Origin of the sequence: Achromobacter sp. Root565, from assembly GCF_001427425.1 — a bacterium.
GTDB lineage: Bacteria > Pseudomonadota > Gammaproteobacteria > Burkholderiales > Burkholderiaceae_B > Achromobacter > Achromobacter spanius_D.
The window spans coordinates 447,210-469,734 of record NZ_LMGO01000005.1 but is presented as its reverse complement, the minus strand read 5'-3'; the positions used below and the strand labels follow the sequence as shown (position 1 = coordinate 469,734).

Here is a 22,525-nt window from a genome sequence, read left to right as displayed (position 1 = left end):
CGGTAATACGTAAGTCACAGTATTATCTAACGTTTTGCGGCATTTTTGCAGGAACATCAACATGACACCGAAGGGAAAGCTTGGCGATGCGAGTCGCCGCGCGGACGGATCGGCCGGTGCTGGTGTGAATGCCGACGTGAAAGCTGACGGGGATGCTGACGTGAGTGCTAACGTCAAACGCATCGACGCCTTTGCCTTTGCCCGTCTGGGTAAAAGTGCGCACGGCACGATCGCCTTGGCGCGACTTGCCCGTGTGGTCGAGGGCTTGCCCGAGCAACCGCTGGGTGAAGCCGGACTTGTGAACTGGTCCGTGCAAGGCGAAGAAGGCAAGATCGGCTTGCTGATGGGCCAGTCGATTCTGCGGCTGCACGTGAAGGCGAATCCGGTGGTTGTGTGCCAGCGGTGCAATGCGCCGTTTGCGTATCCGGTCGACAGCGAAGTCGTGCTGCAACTGGTCAAATCCGAAGACGACCTCGACGATGATCATTCCTTTGCCGATCAAGGCGACGATGACGACGACGAGGACGACGAAGGCGTAGGAAGGGATTCTGTGGCCCAGCTGCCTGAAAAGGTGGTGGGTTCGCATCATTTTGATCTGTTGGCCCAGATCGAAGATGAGCTCATTCTGAGCATTCCGTATGTGCCCAAGCATGATGTATGCCCGGGCGCGCAGGCCAAGGCCAGCGAAGCTCCTGAAGAGGAGCCCGCTGTCAAGCGTCCGTCGCCGTTTGCGGTGCTGGAACAACTGAAGCACAAAGATTGAGATCAACATCGGGCCGCATCGCGTACAATGCGCCCCGTTTCTAGGAGTCATCATGGCCGTTCAACAAAACAAGAAGTCCCCCTCCAAGCGCGGTATGCACCGTTCGCACGATTTTCTGGTGGCCCCGTCGACCGCCATCGAGCCCAACACCGGTGAAACGCACCTGCGTCACCACATCAGCCCCAACGGCTTCTACCGTGGCCGCAAGGTCCTGAAGACCAAGGCCGACGAATAAGGCCCCCGGGCCGAACTCGTACTCGGACCATTTCGGCTGAGCGCTGATACCTGGCACCCGTGATACGCATCGCCATAGACTGTATGGGCGGAGACTTCGGTCTGCCCGTCACGATTCCGGCTGCGATCGAGTTCGCCCGGCAATTTCCGGACACCCGGCTATTGCTGGTCGGGCTTCCCGACGCTATCGAAGCGGCGCTCTCCGAGCACCGCAACGTGGCGCGCGATCGCATTGAGATCGTGGCGGCTTCCGAAGTCGTCACCATGGACGACCCGGTCGAGGTCGCCCTGCGCCGCAAAAAAGACTCCTCCATGCGCCTCGCTGCCCAATCCGTCAAGGATGGGCGGGCGGACGCCTGCGTTTCCGCGGGCAACACCGGCGCCTGGATGGCCATTTCACGTTATGTGCTCAAGACGTTGGACGGCATCGACCGCCCGGCGATCGCCACGTCCATTCCGAACCAGACGGGCCGCGCCACCACGGTGCTGGACCTTGGTGCGAACGTGGACTGCTCGGCCGAGCATCTGCTGCAATTCGCCATCATGGGCGCCGCGCTGTCGCAGGCGGTGGACCACCGCGAGAACCCCACCGTGGGCTTGCTGAACATTGGCGAAGAAGTCATCAAGGGCAACGAAGTCGTCAAGGAAGCCGCCGAGCTTCTGCGCGGCAGCCCGTTGAACTTCTACGGCAACGTCGAAGGCAATGACATCTTCAAGGGCACGGTCGACGTCGTCGTCTGCGACGGCTTTGTCGGCAACGTCGTGCTCAAGTCCGTGGAAGGACTGGCGAAGATGCTGTCCAGCATCATTCGCGAAGAGTTCAAGCGCAATCTGATCACGCTGATCGCCGGCGCGGTGGCCAAGCCTGTGCTGAACCGCCTGCGCAACCGCGTGGACAACCGCCGCTACAACGGCGCGGCCTTGCTCGGCTTGCGTGGCGTGGTTATCAAAAGCCACGGTTCCGCGGACGTTTACGCCTTCGGTTTTGCCTTGCAACGCGCCCGCGAAGCCGTAGTGAGTAAACTGCTGGAGCGCACCGCGCAGACGGTCGCCCAAATTACCAAGCGCGTTCAATCCGGCGATCGCCCTTCGGCGGCGTCGCCCAACGTGGCTGGGGATACCGCTTGATGGATACCGCAATGAAATACTCCGTGATCGCGGGCACCGGCAGCTTCCTGCCGGAACGCGTGGTTTCGAATGACGAACTGGCTGCGGAACTGGCGACGCGCGACATCGCCACCTCAGACGAATGGATTGTCGAGCGCACGGGCATCCGTCAGCGCCATCTGGCCGAGCGTGGCGTGACCACCAGCCAGCTGGCCACCGAGGCCTCGCGCCGGGCGTTGGCCGATGCGGGCGTCGATGCTTCCGAAGTCGACCTCGTCATCGTGGCCACGTCCACCCCCGATTTCGTGTTTCCCAGCACGGCTTGCCTGGTGCAGGCCAACCTCGGCGCCAAGGGCTCGGCCGCGTTCGACGTGCAGGCCGTGTGCAGCGGCTTCGTCTACGCGCTGACCACCGCCGACAGCTTCATCCGCGCGGGCCGCGCGCGCTGCGCGCTGGTGATCGGCGCCGAAGTGTTCTCGCGCATCCTCGACTGGAATGATCGCAGCACCTGCGTGCTGTTTGGCGACGGCGCCGGCGCGGTGGTCCTCAAGGCCTCCGACACGCCTGGCATCATGGCCGCGCAACTGCATGCCGACGGCAGCCAGATGAAGATCCTCAGCGCCGCGGGCAACGTGGCCTACGGCGACGTGACGGGCGATCCCTTCCTGCGCATGGACGGCCAGGCCGTCTTCAAGCAGGCCGTCACCGTGCTGGACCGCTCCGCGCGCGACACCTGCGCCGAAGCTGGTCTCACCGTTGCCGACGTCGATTGGCTGATCCCGCATCAGGCCAATGTGCGCATCCTGAATTTCCTGGCCCGCAAGCTGGACGTGCCCGTCGAGAAGGTCGTCATCACCGTCGACAGCCACGCCAACACGTCCGCGGCCAGTGTGCCGCTGGCGCTCGATGCGGCGCGCCGCGACGGCCGCGTCAAGCCGGGTCAGCTCATCCTGATGCAAGGCGTGGGCGGCGGATTCACCTGGGGCTCGGTACTGGCTCGCATGTAAGGGCGTGCCCTGGCCGCGGCGGCATGTGTGCCGCGGGCGGCCTGAGAGCGCGCCTGGCATTCCACACAGACACTGAATCAAACCACACGCTCAATCATGAAAATCGCTTTTGTCTTTCCTGGTCAGGGTTCGCAAGCCGTCGGCATGCTGGACGCCTGGTCCGGCGTGGCGGCGGTCACCGACACCGTGGCGCGGGCCTCGCAGGCCCTGGGGCAGGACCTGGGCGCGCTGATCGCGCAGGGTCCCGTCGAACAGCTCAATCTGACCACCAACACGCAGCCGGCCATGCTGACCGCCGGCGTCGCCTTCTACAACGCCTGGATCGCCGCGGGCGGCCGCAAGCCTGATGTCGTGGCCGGCCACAGCCTGGGCGAGTACGCGGCGCTGACCGCCGCTGGTTCGCTGGCGCTGGAAGACGCCGTGCGCCTGGTGCGCGTGCGCGCCGACGCCATGCAGGCCGCCGTGCCGGTCGGCACGGGCGCCATGGCCGCCATCCTGGGCCTGGACGACGATGCCGTGCGCGCCGCGTGTGCGCAAGCCGCGCAAGGCGAAGTGGTCGAAGCCGTCAACTTCAATGCGCCCGCGCAAGTCGTGATCGCCGGCCACAAGGCCGCGGTCGAGCGCGCCTGCGAACTGGCCAAGGCCGCCGGCGCCAAGCGCGCCTTGCTGCTGCCCGTGTCCGCGCCGTTCCATTCCAGCCTGCTCAAGTCCGCCGCCGATGTGCTGGCTGGCGCGCTCGCTGGCGCCGCCGTGTCCGCGCCTCAAGTGCAGGTCATCAACAACGTCGATGTGGCTTCGCCCACCGACCCCGACGCCATCCGCGATGCGCTGGTGCGTCAGGCGTGGCATCCTGTGCGCTGGGTCGAAACCCTGCGCGCCATGAAGGCGCAAGGCGTCACGCACGTCATCGAATGCGGTCCGGGCAAGGTGCTTGCTGGCCTGACCAAGCGCATCGACCCCGAACTCACCGGCCTGGCCATCACCGATCCTGCTTCGCTGGAAGCGGCTTTGGCTGCCGTCAACGGAAACTGATCAATGGACAACACCTCGACCGAATTGCAGGGCAAGATCGCGCTCGTCACGGGCGCGACCCGCGGCATTGGCCGGGCGATCGCCCTGGAACTGGCCGCGCGCGGCGCAACCGTCGTCGGCACCGCCACGTCCGAATCGGGCGCGGCTGGCATCACCGAAGCGCTGGCGCCGTCGGGTGGCCGCGGCGTGGTGCTGGACGTGACCGACGCCGCTGCCTGCGATGCGTTGATCGACGCGCTGGGCAAGGAAGGCGGTGGTCCGCACATCCTCGTCAATAACGCCGGCATCACCCGTGATACGCTGGCGATGCGCATGAAGGACGACGACTGGTCAGCCGTTATCGACACCAACCTGGCCTCGGTCTTCCGTCTGTCGCGCGCCGTGCTGCGCAGCATGATGAAGGCCCGTTGGGGACGCATCATCAACGTGACGTCCGTTGTGGGTTCCAGCGGCAACGCGGGCCAAGCCAATTACGCAGCCGCAAAAGCTGGCGTGGCGGGCATGGCGCGTGCGCTGGCGCGTGAACTGGGCAGCCGCAACATCACCGTGAACTGCGTGGCGCCCGGCTTCATCGACACCGACATGACGCGTGCCCTGGGCGAAAACCAGACGGCGGCGCTGCTGCAACAGATTCCGCTGGGCCGTCTGGGCTCGCCGTCTGACATTGCGCATGCCGTGGCCTTTTTGTCCGGGCCTCAGGCGGGTTACATTACCGGCACCACCCTGCACGTCAACGGCGGGATGTACATGCAATAAATCACGAATCACGCGCCGCCGCCGGGCAACCGGCAAGGCGGCGCGCGATTCTCCGGAAACGCCGCACATGGTCATCCTGCGCCGGTCTCGGCGACAGAACAAATGCGCGGTGTTATTTTTGTCACGGTCAGGCGTTGCATCACTCCGCGCTTGGCTATAATTCGCGGGATTTTTCCCAATTGGAGATCTGCATGGAAAGCATCGAACAGCGCGTCAAGAAGATCGTCGCTGAACAACTTGGCGTCAACGAAGCCGAGATCAAGAACGAGTCCTCCTTCCTTGACGACCTCGGTGCCGATTCGCTCGACATGGTCGAACTGGTCATGGCCCTCGAAGACGAATTCGAGACCGAGATCCCCGACGAAGAGGCCGAAAAGATCACGACCGTGCAACAAGCGATTGACTACATCAATTCGCACGGTAAGCAGTAAGCTCAGCCTATATCGTCCTGGTTGCCCGATTTTGTCGGCCAACCTGGAATCAGGGCGGTTTCTGGAGTGCCGTGTGGTCCACCGGCAGGTCGGGCGTTGTAATGCCTCACCTGCCTTCATGTGGTCCACACGCGCAGCGCATCCCGAAAACCGCCTTTCTTTTGTCTGTTTGAGGAGTCATCCGTGAAGCGACGTGTCGTCATCACCGGCCTGGGTATCGTTTCCCCCGTAGGAAATGATCTGACCACCGCTTGGGACAATATCGTCAACGGACGTTCTGGCATCAGCCGCATCACCCGTTTCGATCCCTCGGCCATCACCACTCACATTGCTGGCGAAGTCAAAGACTTCGACATCAGTACCTTTATTTCGGCCAAGGAAGCCCGCCAGATGGATACGTTCATCCATTACGGCCTGGCTGCCGGAATGCAGGCCTGGCGCGATTGCGGCCTGGAAGTCACCGAAGAAAACGCCGAGCGTATCGGCGTGATCGTGGGGTCCGGTATCGGCGGTCTGCCGCGCATCGAGGAAACCCAGGTCGAGTACCTGGCCAAGGGACCTCGGCGCATCTCGCCGTTCTTCGTGCCGGGTTCGCTGATCAACCTGATTTCCGGGCATCTGTCGATCGCCTATGGCATGAAGGGCCCCAGCTACGCCGTGGTGTCGGCCTGCACGACCGGCCTGCATTGCATTGGCGATGCCGCACGCCTGATCGAATACGGCGATGCCGACGTCATGGTCGCCGGCGGCGCCGAATCAACCGTGTCGCCGCTGGGCATCGGTGGCTTTGCCGCCATGCGCGCGCTGTCGACCCGTAACGATGATCCTCAGACCGCATCGCGTCCCTGGGACCGCGACCGCGACGGCTTTGTGCTGGGCGAGGGCGCTGGTGTCCTGGTTCTGGAAGAGTACGAGCACGCCAAGAAGCGCGGCGCGCGTATCTACGGTGAACTGGCTGGCTACGGCATGAGCTCCGATGCCCACCACATCACCGCACCGGACAAGGACGGCCCGCGTCGCGGCGTGATCAACGCGCTGCGCAACGGCGGCTTGAATCCCGAAGACGTCCAGTACGTCAACGCGCATGGCACGTCCACCCCGCTGGGCGACAAGAACGAAACCGACGCGCTGAAACTGGCGTTCGGCGACCACGCCAAGAAGCTGGTGGTCAACTCGACCAAGTCGATGACCGGCCACCTGCTGGGCGCGGCCGGCGGCATCGAAGCTGTGTTCACGACCTTGGCCGTGTACAACCAGGTCTCGCCTCCGACGATCAACATCTTCAATCAAGATCCGGAATGCGATCTGGATTACTGCGCGAACGAAGCGCGGCAGATGAAGATCGACGTGGGCCTGTCCAATTCGTTCGGCTTTGGCGGCACCAACGGCTCGATGGCCGTTCGCCGGGTCTGATTTGGAAGGCTTGGCCGGGGGGCGTTGGTCGTTCTGCGTACCTGTCTCGCAGCCCAGGGGCGCTGTTGCGCTCTCTGGGCTGGCGCTGGCCGCCGCCGCGGCCAGCGTGCTGACCGCCGCTTCCTGGCATGGTCACGCCTGGACGGCGGCCGGGCTGCTCGCCCTTCTGTTCCTTCTGGCCGGGCTGTTACACTCGGCACGGAACACCCCGTCCCCGGTAACGGCGCTACGTACCGCGACCGGGGCTGGCCCTTGGCAGCTACGCCGGCCGCAAGGCTGGCAAGACGCGCTGCTGCTGGACCAGCAATGGGGTCCAGCGTGGCTGACGCTTATCCTGCAGCCCTTGCCCACCGGGAGTACGGCCTTTACCACTAGCAAAATCACCCTCACCGTCTGGAAGCACTCGCTGCGACCCGAATCCTGGCGCCGTCTGCGCCTCGTCGCGGGCACGGCGCGGCAGGCACGCCCGGCGCGTCCTATGCGGGAGGCCGCATGAGTGAGCGCGAAGTCGACGCCGAGCTTGTCGCGCGCGTCCAGCGGGGCGACAAGAAGGCATTTGATCTCCTGGTGCTGAAGTACCAGCGCAAGATCCTCCGCCTGTTGGCCCGGATGATCCGCGATCCTTCCGAAATCGAGGATGTGGCGCAGGAGGCCTTCATCAAGGCCTACCGCGCCTTGCCCCAGTTCCGGGGGGAAAGCGCTTTCTATACGTGGCTGTATCGCATCGCCATCAATACCGCGCGCAACTGGCTCGCCTCGCAGGGACGGCGCCCTAGCGCGCCCAATGCGATTGAAACGGAAGACGGTGAAACTTTTAACGAAACCGACAACCTAACGGATATAAGCACGCCGGAATCCATGGTTGCCAGCCGCGAAATCGCCGAGACGGTGAACGCGGCCATTGAGGGTTTGCCTGAAGAATTGCGCACCGCAATTGTCCTGCGTGAAATCGAAGGTATGAGTTACGAAGACATCGCCCAGAGCATGGACTGCCCGATCGGTACGGTGCGCTCCCGCATTTTTCGTGCGCGTGAAGCCATTGCCACCAAGTTGCGTCCATTGCTCGACACCGATGTCGAGCGTCGCTGGTAAGGAGTGGCAGTCATGCAAACAGCAGCCAAATCCGTTGAGATCACCGAGTCCTCCTGGGAGGAATCGGTTTCCGCCTGGATGGACGGAGAAGATTCCGACGATATTTTTCCCAGTCTGTTGTCCAAAGAGGGACGTCAGACCTGGGACACCTATCACTTGATTGGTGATTCCCTGCGCAATTCCGATCTGGCGCTGACGCCCAGCGCGGCCTTCTCGGCCCGCCTGGCGCGCGCGCTGGACGCGGAATTGCCCATCGTAGCGGCGCCTCGGCGCCGCTCGCCATTGCGCATGGGCCTGTCCGGCCTGGCCGTCGCCGCCGCGGTGGCAACGGTCGCGTGGGTGGCGCAGCCGTACGTCACCGGCTCGCCCGCGACGGATGTGCGCGTGCTGGCCGATGCCAGCTCGCCGGCCTCGGCCTCCGACGACTCGGGCCTGCGTGACTACCTGGAGGCCCATCGCCAGATGGCCGGCCCCAGCGCGGTCCGTCAGGTGTCGTTCGATGTCGGAGCGGGACGTTGATGGCGCTTGTGCTTCCATCACGCTGGCCGGTGCTGGGACGTGCCGCTTCGTGGCAGGCTCACCGCGCCGGCTGGTTCGCCGCCACGCTCCTGACTGCTTTCCTTGCCGCGCACGGTCCCGCGGCCGCTGCTGGCGCGACGCCGGCCGGCCAGACCGAAGATGTCGTGCAGCTTCTCACGCGTATTCAGCAGGCCGCGCGCAAGCAGGACTACGCTGGCGTCTTCATGTATCAGCAAGGCGACGTCATCCAGTCCTCGCGCCTCGTGCACGTTCTTGACGGCACCGGCGAGCGCGAGCGCCTCGAGATCCTGGACGGTCAGCCGCGCGAGTACCTGCGTCACAACGACGACGTGCAGTGTCTGATCCCTGAACGCAAGACCGTGCTTGTGGAGCGCCGCCGTGGCGATCGCTTCCCCGGTCTGCTGCTGGGCGATCCGGCCAACCTGTCGGAACACTACAAGATCCGCACCGAACCCACGCCGCACCGCGTCGCGGGCCGCGAATGCCGGCTCATCACGATCGAGCCGCTGGACAAGCTGCGCTACGGCTATCGCCTGTGCGCGGACGTCGAAACCAATCTGCTGCTGAAAGCCCAGACGCTGAACGCCGCGCGCGGCGTGGTCGAGCAGGTGTCGTTTACTTCGCTGCGGCTCGGTTCCGAAGTGGATCCGCAGTCGCTGTCCTCGCGCTGGAACACCCGAGACTGGAAGGTGCTCGAGGCCAGCATGCAGCCCGTGGACCTTGCGGCGCAGGGCTGGCGCATTCCGGCGCCCAACGGCTTCAAGACGATCATGCAGGTATCGCGCGCCATGAAGCGCGGATTGCCGGTCAGCCAGATGGTGCTGTCCGACGGTCTGGCAGCGATCTCGGTCTTCATCGAGCCCTATGACAGCCAGCGCAACAACCAGCCCGCGCACGGCGCGTCCCAGCGCGGCGCGATCAATGTTTATGGCGCGCGCATTGCGGACTTCTGGCTGACCGCGGTAGGCGAAGTGCCCGCCGCCACGCTGGAACAACTTGCGCAGGCCACCGAGTACGTGCCACCCGCACCCGCGGCACCCGCACCCGCACCCGCGGAGGGCGGGGCCAAATAAATCCCGCCGTTCCGCAAGCAGCAATTTCGGAGTGACATATGAAAGCAATGACGGTCTCGAACGCTTTTTTCCGGCGCTTTCTGGCGGCTGTCGCGGCGGGGACAATGCTGTCCACCGCCTACGTGCCGATAACGGTGGCGCAGACGGCGCCTGCCGCGGTCGGATTGCCCGACTTCACGGCCATCGTTGAAAAGGCCGATCCGGCCGTCGTCAACATCCGCACGACCGCCACGGTTCCCGTGCGCGGCGGCGGCAATGGTCCTGGCGGCAGCGATCCCTACGAACTGTTCCGCTGGTTCTTCGGTCCCGAATTCCAGCCGCCCGGCCAGCAGTCGCCCAATCCGCGGCAGCGTCCGCAACCGACGCCGCCTGAAGAGCGCACCGTACCGCGCGGTGTAGGCTCGGGCTTCTTCGTGTCGGCTGACGGCTACATCCTGACCAACAATCACGTGGTTGTGGATGCGACGGACATCTATGTCACCCTGACCGACGGACGCGAGTTCAAGGCCAAGGTCATCGGCACGGACGAGCGCACCGACGTGGCGCTCATCAAGATCGAAGCCAAGGACATGACGCCGCTCGTGATCGGCGATCCCAAGAAGCTCAAGAAGGGGCAGTGGGTGCTCGCCATCGGCTCGCCGTTCGGCCTGGATTCCACCGTCACTTCCGGCATCGTCAGCGCCATCGGCCGCGATACCGGCGAGTACCTGCCATTCATCCAGACTGACGTCGCGGTGAACCCCGGCAACTCGGGCGGCCCGCTGATCAACCTGGACGGCGAGGTCGTGGGCATCAATTCCCAGATCATCTCGCGTAGCGGCGGCTTCATGGGTATTTCGCTGGCCATTCCGATTGACGAAGCCATGCGCGTGGTCGACCAGTTGCGCACGACGGGCAAGGTCACGCGTGGCCGGGTTGGCGTGCAGATCGGCGAAGTCGGCAAGGATGTGGCCGAAGCCATCGGCCTGCCCAAGGCCGAAGGCGCGCTGGTCAGCAGCGTCGAAGCCGAGGGTCCTGCCGAGCAGGCGGGCGTGCAGCCGGGCGACGTGATCCTGAAGTTCAACAAGGAACCGATCAAGCGCTGGTCCGACCTGCCGCGCATCGTCGGCGAGACCAAGCCGGGAACGCGCGCCGACATGGAAGTCTGGCGCAAGGGCAAGAGCATGACGCTGTCGGTCAAGGTCGGCGAAATCCCGACCGAGAAGGCAGCCGCCGCCGGCAAGAAGCCGGCGCCTGAGCCCGAGGTCACCAACGCGCTGGGTCTGGGCGTGATCGACGTGCCCGCCGATACCCAGAAGAAGCTGCGCATCAAGGGCGGCGTCCAGGTGAAGGTTGCTGACGGCGCGGCCGCCAAGGCTGGCCTGCAGGAAGGCGACATCGTGTTGGCGCTGAACGACACCGACGTGACCGGCGCCAAGCAGTTCGGCGAACTGGTCGCCAAGCTGGACAAGAGCCGCGCGACGGGCCTCCTGGTGCGCCGCGGTGACCAGACGCAATGGGTAGCGGTGCCTGCGTCCAAGTGATGACGGCCCGGACTGGCCGGCGCCCGCCCGGCGCCGCGGCCAGGCAAGGCATGGCGGAAAGCCGCCAGGTGCGGTCACCCCAGGGCGCTTTTTGTCCCTGGGTGCGCCCCGGGCAAAAAAAATGGCTCAAGACCGGCTAAAATGGCTGGTTGCCGCAAGAGGGGGCGCATGGCGCCCCCTCAGTTTTGTCCGGGCATTGCCCGTCAGCGCCTCACACGTCGGCCGTGCACATTCCGGCGGCGATGTCTCCCGGCAGTGTGCCGTCTGTTCCGTCCCTTATAAATTCAAGCATGCAGCATATCCGCAACTTTTCCATCATTGCCCACATCGATCACGGCAAGTCGACCCTGGCCGATCGCCTGATCCAGCGCTGCGGCGGACTGGCGGATCGCGAGATGTCGGCGCAGGTCCTCGATTCCATGGAAATCGAGCGCGAGCGCGGCATCACCATCAAGGCCCAGACGGCCGCCCTGCATTACAAGGCGCAGGACGGCAAGGTCTACAACCTGAACCTGATCGACACGCCGGGGCACGTGGACTTCTCGTATGAGGTGAGCCGCTCCCTGTCCGCCTGCGAAGGCGCGCTGCTGGTGGTGGACGCATCGCAGGGCGTGGAAGCGCAGACGGTGGCCAACTGCTACACCGCGATCGAGCTGGGCGTGGAAGTCGTGCCCGTGCTGAACAAGATGGACCTGCCGCAGGCCGATCCTGAAGGCGCCCGCCAGGAAGTCGAGGACGTCATCGGTATCGACGCCTCGGACGCCGTGCTGGCCAGCGCCAAGACCGGCATGGGCATCGACGAAATCCTTGAAACCATCGTCGCCCGCGTCCCCGCGCCCGAAGGCAATCCCGATGCTCCGCTGCAGGCGCTGATCATCGATTCGTGGTTCGACAACTACGTCGGCGTGGTCATGCTGGTGCGCATCATCAACGGCGTGCTCAAGCCCAAGGACAAGATCCTGCTGATGGCGTCCGGCGCCACCCACCTGTGCGAGCAGACGGGCGTGTTCACGCCCAAGTCGCAGCAGCGTCCGCATCTGTCGGCGGGCGAGGTGGGCTTCATCATTGCCGGCATCAAGCAACTCGAAGACGCCAAGGTCGGCGACACCGTCACCCTGGCCAACAAGCCGGCCGCGGGCCCGCTGCCGGGCTTCAAGGAAGTCAAGCCGCAGGTGTTTGCCGGGCTGTATCCGGTCGAAAGCTCCGAATACGACCAACTGCGCGATTCGCTCGAAAAGCTGAAGCTCAACGATGCCGCGCTGATGTTCGAACCCGAAGTCTCGCAAGCGCTGGGCTTTGGTTTCCGCTGCGGCTTTCTTGGCCTCTTGCACATGGAAATCGTGCAGGAGCGCCTGGAACGCGAATTCGACATGGACATCATCACCACCGCGCCGTCCGTGGTGTACGAGGTCGAGCAGCGCGATGGCTCCGTGATCACCGTGGAGAGCCCGTCCCGCATGCCCGAGATCGGCAAGATCCAGGACATCCGCGAGCCCATCGTGAAGGTCACGCTGTTCATGCCGCAGGATTACGTCGGTCCGGTCATGACGCTGTGCAACAACAAGCGCGGCGTGCAGGTCAACATGAGCTACCACGGCCGCCAGGTTCACCTGGTGTACGAGATCCCGCTGGCCGAGATCGTGCTGGACTTCTTCGACAAGCTGAAGTCCGTGTCGCGGGGCTATGCCTCGATGGACTACGAATTCCTGGAATACCGCTCCGCGGACGTGGTGCGTGTGGACCTGCTGATCAACAACGACCGCGTTGATGCGCTGGCCGTCATTGTCCACCGCAGCAATGCGCGCCACCGTGCGCGCGATGTGGTCACCCGCATGCGCGGCCTGATCCCGCGCCAGATGTTCGACGTGGTCATCCAGGCTGCCATCGGCGCCGAAATCATCGCGCGCGAGAACGTAAAGGCGCTGCGCAAGAACGTGCTGGCCAAGTGCTACGGCGGCGACATCTCGCGCAAGAAGAAGCTGCTGGAAAAGCAGAAGGCGGGCAAGAAGCGCATGAAGCAGGTGGGCAGCGTGGAAATTCCGCAGGAGGCGTTCCTTGCCATCCTGCAGGTGGAAGACAAATAGAACCCCAGAAGGCGATTAGCTGATGAGTTGGAACTTTGCCCTGATCCTTTTTATTCTGCTGGTGCTTACCGGCGTTATCTGGGTGCTCGATCTGGCGGTGCTGCGCAAGGGGCGCGAGCGCCGCGCGCAGGCTGCGATGGCACAGTACGACGCGGCACTGGTGGGCGACGCGCAAGAGGCCGAGCGCCTGCGGCGCGAAGCCGGCGACGCTGCGCGGCGCGTGCCCTGGTGGGTCGAGTACGCGGTCAGCTTCTTTCCCGTCATCCTGTTCGTGTTCATGCTGCGCTCGTTCGTGGTCGAGCCGTTCCGCATTCCGTCCGGCTCGATGCTGCCCACGCTGCAATCTGGCGACCTGATCCTGGTGAACAAGTTCAGCTACGGGCTGCGCCTGCCGGTGATCGACAAGAAGATCATTCCCATTGGCGAACCGAAGCGTGGCGACGTGTTCGTGTTCCGGTATCCGGTCGATCCGAACGTCGATTACATCAAGCGCGTGGTGGGCCTGCCGGGCGACGAAATCGCATACATCGACAAGAAGCTCTATGTCAATGGTGAATTGGTCCCGCACGTGCGTGATGGTGACTATTTCGAGCCGGATCGTGTGTCGTATATCGCGCAATATAAAGAGAAATTGGGCGAAGTTGAGCACAAGATCCTGCTGGAAGAGAAGACTCCGCAGGTGTATGCGGCGCAGAATTGGACTTTTCCGTACCGCCAAAACTGCCAATACAGCCACAATGGGGTACGCTGCAAAGTACCCGAAGGGAATTATTTCGCCATGGGCGATAATCGGGACAACAGCGCGGACAGCCGATATTGGGGCTTCGTTCCGGAAGCCAACATCGTCGGCCGCGCTTTCTTCATCTGGATGAACTTCAGCGATCTGAGCCGCATCGGCCGATTCAACTGATTATGTCGCTAGCCACGCTAGAAAACCGCCTCGATCACCACTTCGGTGATGCGGCCTTGCTTGAACAGGCGCTGACGCACCGCAGCCACGGTGCGCGCCACAACGAGCGGTTGGAATTCCTTGGGGATTCCGTACTGAACTTCGTTGTGGCGGCGATGCTGTTCGAACGCTATTCAAAAATCGACGAAGGCGATCTGTCGCGTCTGCGGGCCAACCTGGTCAAGCAGGCGTCGCTGGCGGATATCGCCCAGCGCCTTGAGCTGTCCCAATACCTGCGCCTGGGCGAGGGCGAGCTCAAGAGCGGCGGATTCCGCCGACCGTCCATTCTGGCCGACACGGTCGAAGCCATTTTTGGCGCCGTCTTTCTGGATGCGGGTTTCGAGGCGGCGCGCCGCGTGATCGTGCGCCAGTACCAGCCGGTGCTGGCGTCCGTGGATCCCAAGACGCTCGGCAAGGACGCCAAGACGTTGCTGCAGGAATTCCTGCAGGGCCGCAAGCTGGCCCTGCCGTTGTATACGGTGGTGGCCACGCATGGCGCGGCCCACAGCCAGCAGTTCGAAGTCGAGTGCGCCATTCCGGCGCTCGATATCAAGGTAATGGCGCCTGGCGCCAGCCGCCGCGCCGCCGAGCAGTCGGCCGCCAAGCTGGCGCTCGAGGCCGCGCTGGCCGTCAGCCCGGCCCCCAAGGCTGCCCGCAAGTCGGGCAAGGCGCGCAAAACCGCGCAATTGTCGCTGCCCGTGGCAGTGGCTCAAGAGACTAAATGAGCGATACCCCTTTTCGTACCGGCTTCGTTGCCATCGTTGGCCGCCCCAATGTGGGCAAATCCACGCTGACGAACGCCCTGATCGGTTCCAAGATCTCCATCGTGTCCCGCAAGGCGCAGACCACGCGCCACCGCATTCACGGTGTGCTGACGCGCGAGCACGAGCAGTTTGTGTTTGTCGACACCCCAGGTTTCCAGACGCGTCATGGCGGCGCGATGAACCGCATGATGAACCGCGTCGTCACGCAGGCCCTGGCCGACGTGGACGTGGTGGTGCATGTGGTTGAAGCCGGCAAGTGGTCTGAGGGCGACGCCAAGCTGCTGCCGCTGTTGCCCAACCCCGAGCGCACGATTCTGGTCGTCTCCAAGATCGACGCCCTGAAAAACCGCGATGATCTGTTCGGGTTCGTATCCAAGATCATGGCGCTGCACCCGTTTGGCGCCGTGGTGCCGGTCAGCGCCACCAAGAATCAGCAACTGGATCAGTTGCTTGAGGAAATCGCATCGCGCCTGCCGGAAGGCGAGCCGATGTTCGAGGAAGACACCCTGACCGACCGTCCCATGCGCTTCATCGCCGCCGAACTCGTGCGCGAGAAGATCTTCCGCCTGGTGGGCGACGAACTGCCGTACGGCTGCACGGTCGTCATCGAGCAATGGGAAGAGACCGCCAAGGGCGCCACCATCAACGCCTGTGTCGTCGTCGAACGCGACAGCCACAAGCCCATCCTGCTGGGCACGGGCGGCATGCACATGAAGCGGATCGCCACGGAGGCGCGGCAGGACATTGCCAAGCTGCTGGACAAACCCGTGCATCTGGAGGTCTATATCAAGGTGCGCAAGGGCTGGTCCGACCGCGAGGGTGCGCTGCGCGATCTGGGTTATGAGTAGACGGGCGCCACGCGTCCAGGATCGACCAGGGTTCATGCTCCACGCCACGGCGTGGCGTGAAACTTCCCTGATTGTCCAAACTTTTTCTCGCGATCACGGCTGCGTGGCCATGGTCGCCAAGGGCGCCAAGCGCCCTTATTCCGTTTTGCGCCCCGTGCTGTCGGCCTTTCAGCCGCTGCTCCTGTCCTGGACCGGCAACGGCGAGGTCAAGACGCTGACGCGCGCCGAGATTGCCGGCATCCGGCCGCTGGCCGGCGCCGCGCTGATGTCGGCGTGGTACATGAACGAACTGCTGCTGCGCCTGTTGCCGCGCGAGGACGCACATCCGCTGTTGTTCGACGCGTATGACATGGCTTTGCAGCAACTGTCTGCGGGCACCCGCGCGGCCGGAGCGCTGCGCCGCTTCGAATGGACCTTGCTGCGCGAGACGGGCTACGGTGTCGACGAGGCGCCGCCCGATTTCGACGACCCCACCATCGAGCCCGCGCTGCGCAGCGACCTGCGCGCGCGCCTGGCCGAGATTCTGGCGGGTCGTCCGCTGTCCACGCGGCGCGTGCTGCTGGACCTGCAACGTATCTGATTGCGGCGCCGGCCTCATGACGTTCACGCTCAAACAGGTCGAAACCTTCCGCACCGTCTACGAGACGGAAAGCGTCACCGCCGCCGCACGGCGCCTGGACGTGTCGCCCGCCACCGTCAGCGCGACGCTGGCCGCGCTGGAAGCCAGCATCGAGTTGCGCCTGTTCGAGCGCGTGCGCCAGCGCATGCAGCGCACGCCCGAAGCCACGTTGCTTTACGAAGAGATCCGCCGCCTGAATGTCGGCCTGGAAAGCCTGGGACGCAAGATCCGGGCAATCCGCGGGGCAGCGCAGCCGCGGCTGCGCATCGGCTGCATTCACGCCTACAGCGGTGCGATCGTCAGCGATGCGATTTCGCGCTTTCGCGTGCGCTACCCCGATACGCCGCTGTACTTGCAGATCCGCGACTCCAATACCCTGCGCGACATGGTGGTGTCGGGGGAACTGGACCTGGCGGCGGTGGCCGATGAGTCCGAACTCGAGGGGCTGCGCGGGCATCGTCTGGCCAGCCTGCGCGCGGTGGCGGTGTTTCCCGCCGGACATGCGCTGACGCGCCTGGAATCGGTGAATTTTTCGCAGCTGGCCGAGGTCGATGTGATCGCGCTGAACGCCGAGGACGGTTCGCGCAAGCGGCTGGACGCGCTCTTGCGTCAGGCTGGTCAAAGCCTGCGCGTGGCGATCGAGACGCCGTATTCCAGCACCGTGTGTCAGCTTGCTCTGGCCGGGCACGGGGTGGGCATCGCCAACCCGGCGACGGCGCTGGGCATGGAGGCCATGGGCCTCACTTACCGGCCACTGGCGGCACCCGTGCATTTCGAATGCCACATGATCGTGCACGGCAGCCGCCCGTTGTCCGAAGCCGGCAAGTTCTGGGCGACGTGCCTGCGTGGCGCACTGGCGCCGCTGGTCGAACGGTTCGGCGTCTAGCGCGGGAATCAGCCCCGGCGACCGTCCGACGTCAGCATCAGCACCACGTTCGATTCCGCATCCAGCCTGCCGGCCCGCCTGAGCCGCGCCATGGCCGCCAGCGCGGCGGCCGACGACAGTTCCGCGCCCAGTCCCATGCGTTCCAGACGTTGCCGCGCCTCAACCGCTTGCGCGTCGGACGTCTCCACCGGCATGCCTCCAGACCGTGACAGCGCTTCCAGTGCTTGCAGCGTGCACGTGCCGCCCGCAATGGAATACTGCTGGGTCGCGCTTTCCCATTGGCCGCGCGCATCGCCGGTTTCCAGCGCGCGCGACAGGCGGGCGTAGGGTTCCACCGCGTGCAGCCGGGGGAGGCGGGCGATGCGCCCGGTCTGAAGCAGATGCTGCCAGCCCAAAAAGATGCCCCACAGCAGGTCGCCGCGCGCCGTCGGGACGATGATGTCCGTGGGCAGCCCGCATTCGTCCAGGATTTCCTGGGCGATCGGCTTGTACCCCTCGACGCCGTACGGATGCGTACCCACCGGCGGATTCAGATAATTGGTGCCCGCGAACGCGCCGTGGTTGCGGCACAGATCGGCCACGTACGGCCAGCGGCCCAGGCTGTCCTCGAAGGCGCGCAGCCGCGCGCCAAAGCGCTCCATGGCCTCGCGCTGCAGCGGCGGACAATTGCGGGTGATGGCGATGTCGGCCTGCAAGCCGGCCGCTGCGCAGTAGGCGGCCAGCGACACGCCCGCGTTGCCGCTGGAGGCCGCGGCAACACGCGTGGCCCCAGCCAGGCGGGCGCGCGAGACCAGTTGCGCCGACATGCGGTCCTTGTGGCTGCCGGTGGGATTGGCGCTTTCGCACTTGAGCCACAGCGCGCCCACGCCTTCTTCCCGCGCCAGTTCGGGCGCGGACACGCATGGGGTGCTGCCTTCGCCCAACGTCACGGCAGAAAGCACCGGCAGGGGCATGGCTTCGTCCCGCGCCGTTGCGTCAACGTTTGCGTCGTATTGGCACTCCAGCGTGGCGGGATGGCCGGCCGCCAGGCACGCGGGGCAGCCTTCGGGATAGTCGCCGGCGGGCCACAGGGTTGCGCAGCGGATGCAGCGCATGCTGGTCAATCGGGGGTTCATCTGCATGGGTCAGTATTTTGATGCAAGAGAGTCCAAGGGGAGGGCGCTCGCCACCTGCAACAGGCAATCGCCATCGTCGCTGCGGGCGATAGGCCGCAAGCAGACGACGGTGCCCGCCTGCGGGCTGAGCAGGGGGCGCGGCGGGGCGTCGGGCCGTGCCGGTTCGATGAGGCGGCCAATGGGCTGCCGCGCGGCCACGGATTGGCCCAGCTCCACGGCGGGCACGAATACGCCGGACTCGCGGGCGCGCAGCGTCGCGGCGGGGGCGTCCAGATCGTAGAGGCGGACTTCCGCGTCCTGGGCGGCGTGTGGGCGCGCACGAGGGGTGAGCAGTCCCAATTCCGCCAGGCAGCCAAGCAGCCCGTCGCGGCAGCGGTCCACCAGCGACTGGCTGGTTTCCCGGCCGCCGCCGATCTCGGCAGAGAGCCGCAGCACGCTGTGCCGGCTGGCCGCCGCCGGCATGGAGCCGGCTTCGCCGCCGCGAAAGAACACGCAGTCGGGCAGTCCAAACGCCCGAGCGAGCGCCGGCAGGCGATCGTCATAGGCATCGTTGCCATGGCGCGTGATGACCGAGGACGGCAGGTAGCGCAGTGACGCGCCGCCGCTGTGCACGTCGACCATGGCCTGCACCCGGGAAAGCAGCCGGGCCTCCAAGGCCGCCGCGATGCTTTCGGTGTAGCCGCGCGCCGGCGCGCCCAGAAAAGCGCGATTCAGGTTGCCGCCGTCGGACGGCGACAGCCGCGTGCCGGCAAGTGACGCTTCCGCATTGACTGCGGGAAGCAGATAGACGGTGCCGCGTTGCAGGATTTCCGGCAACTGATGCCACAGGTCCAGGATGGCGGCCTGCCCCTCCCATTCGTCGCCATGGACGCCGGCGATGAGCGCGACGGCAGGCCCCGGGCCCGCCTCGATCCGCAGCACTGGAATCGTGACGCGCCGGTAAGCCGACGTATTGGTGGCGGCGGCCACGGAGAAATCCTCGCGGGTTACGTTGGCCATGCGGCGGCTCCGTTGGGGGTTGGCGCGCGGTTCAATCCAGCGTGGCGGCCTTGATGATGCTTTCCCACTTGGGCAGCTCCTTTTTGATCTGGGCCTGAACATCCTGCGGCGTGCCGCCCAGGGGTTCCTGCGAGCGGCTGCGCAACTCGCGGCTCACGGCGTCCGAGCGCAACGCCTGATTCATCGCGGCGTTCAACCGCGAGATCGCGGCAGTGGGCGTGCCTGCGGGTGCAACCAGCGCGCTCCACGCGGACTGCTCGTACTCGGGGTAGCCCTGTTCGGCCACGGTCGGCACATCGGGGTTGGACGCGGCGCGCTTGCGGGTGGTGACGGCGAGTGCGCGCAGGCGCCCGTCCTTCAAGTTGCCGATCAAGGGCGGCAGATTTTCCATCATGGAATCCACATGGCCGCCCAGCAGGTCCGAGAGCTGCGCGGCCGTGGCCTTGTAGGGAATCTGGCGAACCGCGGCGCCGGTCTGGGCGATGAACAGCTTGACGCCGACCTCGCTGGTCGTGCCTGGATCGGCCGACGTCATGGTCAGGCGGTCCGGCTGCGCCCGGCTGGCGTCGATGAAGCCTTTCAGGTCGCGGTACGGCGACGCGGCATTCACGACAATCACGTTGGGCGTCTCGGCGACCAGGCCAATGGGTTTGAGATCTCGGTCCAGGTCGTAAAGCTGCTGCTTGAACAGGTACCGGTGCAACACCAGCGTGCCGACATGGGCATAGCCGATGGTGTAGCCGTCCGCGGGCGCCCGGACCACGGCTTGCGTGCCGATGCGGCCGCCTGCGCCCACGCGGTTTTCGACGACGACCGGCTGGCCCAGCAGCCGGCTCATCTCCTGACCAATGAGGCGAGCGGTGATATCGGCATTGCCGCCCGCGGCGGCCGGCACGATCAGCGTGATGGCGCGTTCGGGGTAGTCGGCGTGCGCGTGCGGCGCGGCAAGGCAAAGCAACAGGGCGGCAAGGCTGGCGGTGCGTTTCATGACGATTCCCGAGGCGTTGAGGGCTGCGCCATTGTGCGACCGGCAATCGATATTTCCGTTTGGCTAAATCAGATGGTTGTTTAGAAAAAACTAATTAAAGTCGCCGTTTTGCCGATCGGCCTGTTTACCCAGTCCATATCCCACGGCGGCCGCGCCCAGCGCCACGACGGCGCCCAACAGCGCGATCAACGCCGCGCCGTAGCCCAGCATGTCAATGCCCGCCTTGACCCAGCCGCTGGCGGCATCGCCGCCGCGATAGACGACGGTGTCGATGACGTTTTTTGTCTTGTATTTGTCTTCCGGCGTGACTGCCGTGAACAGCATCTCGCGCCCGGGCCGGATCAGCGCATACTCGCCGGCGCGGCGCAGGATCATGGCGGCCGCCAGCACGGCGAACACGGGGAACGCAGCCAGCGCCAGGAACGCAAGCGCGACCGCCAAGGGCACCGCGGTCAGCAGGAACCGCAACCCGAGGCGGGCGGCCACGCGCCCGGTGATGAAGATCTGCGACAGCAGCGCCAGCGCCTGCACGGTGAAATCCAGGGCGCTGAAGACCCGGATGCGCTGGGCCGTGTCGGGAAACGCATCGGCGACCAGCCGCGCCTGTTCCATGTACAGGAACGTGTTCAGCGTGGCCAGCAGCACGACAAGCAGCGAAATGCCCAGCAGGTACCGGGACTGGAAGATGCGCGCCAGCCCGGCCAGGATGCCGCCTTCGATGGGGCGCTGCATGTCCTCCCGGCCGACGTCCGGGCGGGAGGCGGCGCGCCATGCCAGCAGCCATTGCTTGAGCGGCAGCGTGGCGGTCAGCAGCAGAGCCGACAGCACGAGCAGGCCCGCCGGACCCAGCACACCAGCGAGCAGCGCGCCCAGCAGCGGGCCGCTCAGGCCGCCCGCGCTGGCGCCCGCTGCGATCAGCGCGAACAGCCGCTTGGCCGATTCCATGCGGAACACGTCGGCCATCAGGCTCCAGGCGATGGACACGACGAACAGGTTGAACACCGACAGCCAGACATAGAACGCGCGCGCCGCCCAGACGCTGCCGGGTTGCTGGTGGAGCAGGGCGGCAAAACCCACCATGGTCAGCGCGAAAAGCGCGTAGACCCAGGTCACCAGCGTCGCACGCGGCACGCGGGTGGCGATCCAGCCAAACAGCGGCACGACGGCCAGGGTGGCAAGAAAGGTGGCGGTGAACAGCCATTGCAACTGATTGACGCCCGCCTGGATCCCCATCGTTTCGCGGATGGGGCGCAGCATGAAATAGCCGCAGAAAAGGAAGAAGAAAAACGCGAAGCCGCAGGCGGCCGGGGCGAGTTCGTCCTCTTGGATCCCCAGCGCCCGCGACATACGGGCGCGCCAGGACAGGGGAGCGGCCGCCATGGCGTCAGGCGAGCAGCGCGGCGATGCGGTCGCGCAGGGCGGCGTCGGGCTGGCGGCCAAAGCCGGCGCGGGCGTTGTCCGCCATGTTGGCGGGCTTGGACGTGGCGGGGATGACAGCCGTGACGGCGGGATGGCCGATGATGAACTTCAGGAAGATCTGCGCCCAGGACGTGCAGTCGATCTCGTCGGCAAGCTTGGGCAGCGCCACGCCCTTGACCTGGCGGAACAGCGCGCCATCCTCGAACGGACGGTTGATCAGCACGGCGACGCCGTTGGCCTGGCAGGCGGGCAGCAGGCGCTTTTCAGCGCTGCGCGAGGCGATCGACAGGTTCACCTGCAGGAAGTCGGGCTTTTCCTTTTCGACCAGCTCGGTCAGATCGTCGTGGGCATGGTCCGTGTAATGCGTGATGCCGATGTAGCGCGTCACGCCCTGCTGTTTCAGGTCGCGCAGCAGGGCGAGCTGGTTGCGCGTATCGATCAGGTTGTGCACCTGGATCAGGTCCAGCTTATCGCTGCGCAGCGCCTCTTGCGACTGCCGCACCTGGCGCATCGCGGAGTCGTGGCCGCGTGTGCTGATTTTGGTGGCCAGGAACACGCGCTTGCGCAGGCCGCCATCGCGAGCCAGCAGGGCACCGGTGACGGCCTCGGCCTCGCCGTAGCTGGGCGCCGTGTCGATCAGCGTGCCGCCTGCCTTCAGGAGCGTTTCAAGCACCTGGGCCAGCGGCGCCATGGCCGACGCGTCGCCCGGGGATACGTTGAAGGTGTCTGCGGTGCCCAGCCCCACGACCGGCAGCGTTTCGCCCGTCGACGGGATGGGGCGTTTGAGCATGGCCTGCGCCGGATCGGCCGCCCATGCCGGCCAGGCGGTTCCGAGGAGGGCGGCGCTGGCGGCGGTCTGGAGGAAGCGGCGGCGATCGGGCAT

Annotated in this window: 23 protein-coding genes; 18 read left to right on the top strand and 5 right to left on the bottom strand. The window is 65.3% G+C overall.

Annotated features, from left to right (window positions below):
• The first annotated feature begins 61 nt into the window (after window positions 1–61).
• The 18 genes from ASD71_RS18795 (at window position 62) to ASD71_RS18705 (ending at window position 17,121) form a co-directional block, all read left to right on the top strand.
• Complete coding sequence (locus ASD71_RS18795; protein ID WP_082578994.1) at window positions 62–763, top strand: DUF177 domain-containing protein; 702 nt, start codon at window positions 62–64, stop codon at window positions 761–763.
• A 52-nt stretch (window positions 764–815) separates the two neighbouring features.
• Window positions 816–998, top strand: coding sequence for a 50S ribosomal protein L32 (rpmF, locus tag ASD71_RS18790; protein ID WP_006218037.1), 183 nt, complete (start codon window positions 816–818; stop codon window positions 996–998).
• A 59-nt stretch (window positions 999–1,057) separates the two neighbouring features.
• Window positions 1,058–2,125: a phosphate acyltransferase PlsX gene (gene plsX, locus ASD71_RS18785; RefSeq protein WP_056568060.1), complete on the top strand. Its 1,068-nt coding sequence runs from the start codon at window positions 1,058–1,060 to the stop codon at window positions 2,123–2,125.
• Window positions 2,125–3,111, top strand: a complete 987-nt coding sequence (locus tag ASD71_RS18780; protein ID WP_056568057.1) for a beta-ketoacyl-ACP synthase III — start codon at window positions 2,125–2,127, stop codon at window positions 3,109–3,111. Before plsX ends, ASD71_RS18780 begins: the two co-directional genes overlap by 1 nt.
• A 96-nt stretch (window positions 3,112–3,207) precedes the next feature.
• Complete coding sequence (gene fabD / locus ASD71_RS18775) at window positions 3,208–4,143, top strand: ACP S-malonyltransferase (protein ID WP_056568054.1); 936 nt, start codon at window positions 3,208–3,210, stop codon at window positions 4,141–4,143.
• 3 nt (window positions 4,144–4,146) lie between these two features.
• Window positions 4,147–4,899, top strand: a complete 753-nt coding sequence (gene fabG / locus ASD71_RS18770; RefSeq protein WP_056568051.1) for a 3-oxoacyl-ACP reductase FabG — start codon at window positions 4,147–4,149, stop codon at window positions 4,897–4,899.
• Window positions 4,900–5,090: 191 nt separating this feature from the next.
• Window positions 5,091–5,330 carry an acyl carrier protein gene (gene acpP, locus ASD71_RS18765; RefSeq protein ID WP_003813816.1) on the top strand — a complete coding sequence of 80 codons (240 nt, stop codon included), beginning with the start codon at window positions 5,091–5,093 and terminating at the stop codon, window positions 5,328–5,330.
• A 183-nt stretch (window positions 5,331–5,513) separates the two neighbouring features.
• Window positions 5,514–6,743 carry a beta-ketoacyl-ACP synthase II gene (gene fabF / locus ASD71_RS18760; protein ID WP_056568047.1) on the top strand — a complete coding sequence of 410 codons (1,230 nt, stop codon included), beginning with the start codon at window positions 5,514–5,516 and terminating at the stop codon, window positions 6,741–6,743.
• A 492-nt stretch (window positions 6,744–7,235) separates the two neighbouring features.
• On the top strand, window positions 7,236–7,835 hold the full coding sequence (rpoE, locus tag ASD71_RS18750; RefSeq protein WP_056568041.1) for an RNA polymerase sigma factor RpoE: 600 nt from the start codon (window positions 7,236–7,238) through the stop codon (window positions 7,833–7,835).
• A 12-nt stretch (window positions 7,836–7,847) separates the two neighbouring features.
• Entirely contained in the window at window positions 7,848–8,354 is a 507-nt protein-coding gene (locus ASD71_RS18745; RefSeq protein ID WP_056568038.1) for a sigma-E factor negative regulatory protein, read from the top strand.
• Window positions 8,354–9,448, top strand: a complete 1,095-nt coding sequence (locus ASD71_RS18740) for a MucB/RseB C-terminal domain-containing protein (RefSeq protein ID WP_056568037.1) — start codon at window positions 8,354–8,356, stop codon at window positions 9,446–9,448. Before ASD71_RS18745 ends, ASD71_RS18740 begins: the two co-directional genes overlap by 1 nt.
• Before the next feature lie 38 nt (window positions 9,449–9,486).
• Window positions 9,487–10,971: a DegQ family serine endoprotease gene (locus ASD71_RS18735; RefSeq protein ID WP_056568034.1), complete on the top strand. Its 1,485-nt coding sequence runs from the start codon at window positions 9,487–9,489 to the stop codon at window positions 10,969–10,971.
• Window positions 10,972–11,261: 290 nt separating this feature from the next.
• On the top strand, window positions 11,262–13,055 hold the full coding sequence (lepA, locus tag ASD71_RS18730) for a translation elongation factor 4 (protein WP_056568031.1): 1,794 nt from the start codon (window positions 11,262–11,264) through the stop codon (window positions 13,053–13,055).
• Between the two features lie 22 nt (window positions 13,056–13,077).
• Complete coding sequence (gene lepB / locus ASD71_RS18725) at window positions 13,078–13,965, top strand: signal peptidase I (RefSeq protein WP_056568028.1); 888 nt, start codon at window positions 13,078–13,080, stop codon at window positions 13,963–13,965.
• Between the two features lie 2 nt (window positions 13,966–13,967).
• Window positions 13,968–14,729, top strand: coding sequence for a ribonuclease III (gene rnc, locus ASD71_RS18720; protein ID WP_056568025.1), 762 nt, complete (start codon window positions 13,968–13,970; stop codon window positions 14,727–14,729).
• Entirely contained in the window at window positions 14,726–15,616 is an 891-nt protein-coding gene (gene era / locus ASD71_RS18715) for a GTPase Era (protein WP_056568023.1), read from the top strand. The genes rnc and era overlap by 4 nt, the downstream gene beginning before the upstream one ends.
• The gene (gene recO / locus ASD71_RS18710; RefSeq protein WP_056568020.1) at window positions 15,609–16,196 is read left to right on the top strand and encodes a DNA repair protein RecO; all 588 of its coding nucleotides are present in this window, start codon (window positions 15,609–15,611) and stop codon (window positions 16,194–16,196) included. Before era ends, recO begins: the two co-directional genes overlap by 8 nt.
• Window positions 16,197–16,212: 16 nt before the next feature.
• On the top strand, window positions 16,213–17,121 hold the full coding sequence (locus tag ASD71_RS18705; RefSeq protein ID WP_056568016.1) for a LysR family transcriptional regulator: 909 nt from the start codon (window positions 16,213–16,215) through the stop codon (window positions 17,119–17,121).
• Window positions 17,122–17,129: 8 nt separating this feature from the next.
• On the opposite strand, the gene ASD71_RS18700 is transcribed toward ASD71_RS18705, so the two are convergent.
• The 5 genes from ASD71_RS18700 to ASD71_RS18680 all read right to left on the bottom strand — a co-directional run bounded on the left by ASD71_RS18700 (window position 17,130) and on the right by ASD71_RS18680 (window position 22,525).
• The gene (locus ASD71_RS18700) at window positions 17,130–18,242 is read right to left on the bottom strand and encodes a pyridoxal-phosphate dependent enzyme (RefSeq protein ID WP_056568013.1); all 1,113 of its coding nucleotides are present in this window, start codon (window positions 18,240–18,242) and stop codon (window positions 17,130–17,132) included.
• 3 nt (window positions 18,243–18,245) lie between these two features.
• Window positions 18,246–19,235, bottom strand: coding sequence for a succinylglutamate desuccinylase/aspartoacylase family protein (locus tag ASD71_RS18695; RefSeq protein WP_056568010.1), 990 nt, complete (start codon window positions 19,233–19,235; stop codon window positions 18,246–18,248).
• 31 nt (window positions 19,236–19,266) lie between these two features.
• Entirely contained in the window at window positions 19,267–20,223 is a 957-nt protein-coding gene (locus tag ASD71_RS18690) for a tripartite tricarboxylate transporter substrate binding protein (RefSeq protein WP_056568008.1), read from the bottom strand.
• 90 nt (window positions 20,224–20,313) lie between these two features.
• A complete protein-coding gene (locus tag ASD71_RS18685) occupies window positions 20,314–21,603 on the bottom strand; it encodes an NTP/NDP exchange transporter (RefSeq protein ID WP_056569451.1) in 1,290 nt (429 codons plus the stop codon).
• A 4-nt stretch (window positions 21,604–21,607) separates the two neighbouring features.
• Entirely contained in the window at window positions 21,608–22,525 is a 918-nt protein-coding gene (locus ASD71_RS18680; RefSeq protein ID WP_056568005.1) for an aldo/keto reductase, read from the bottom strand.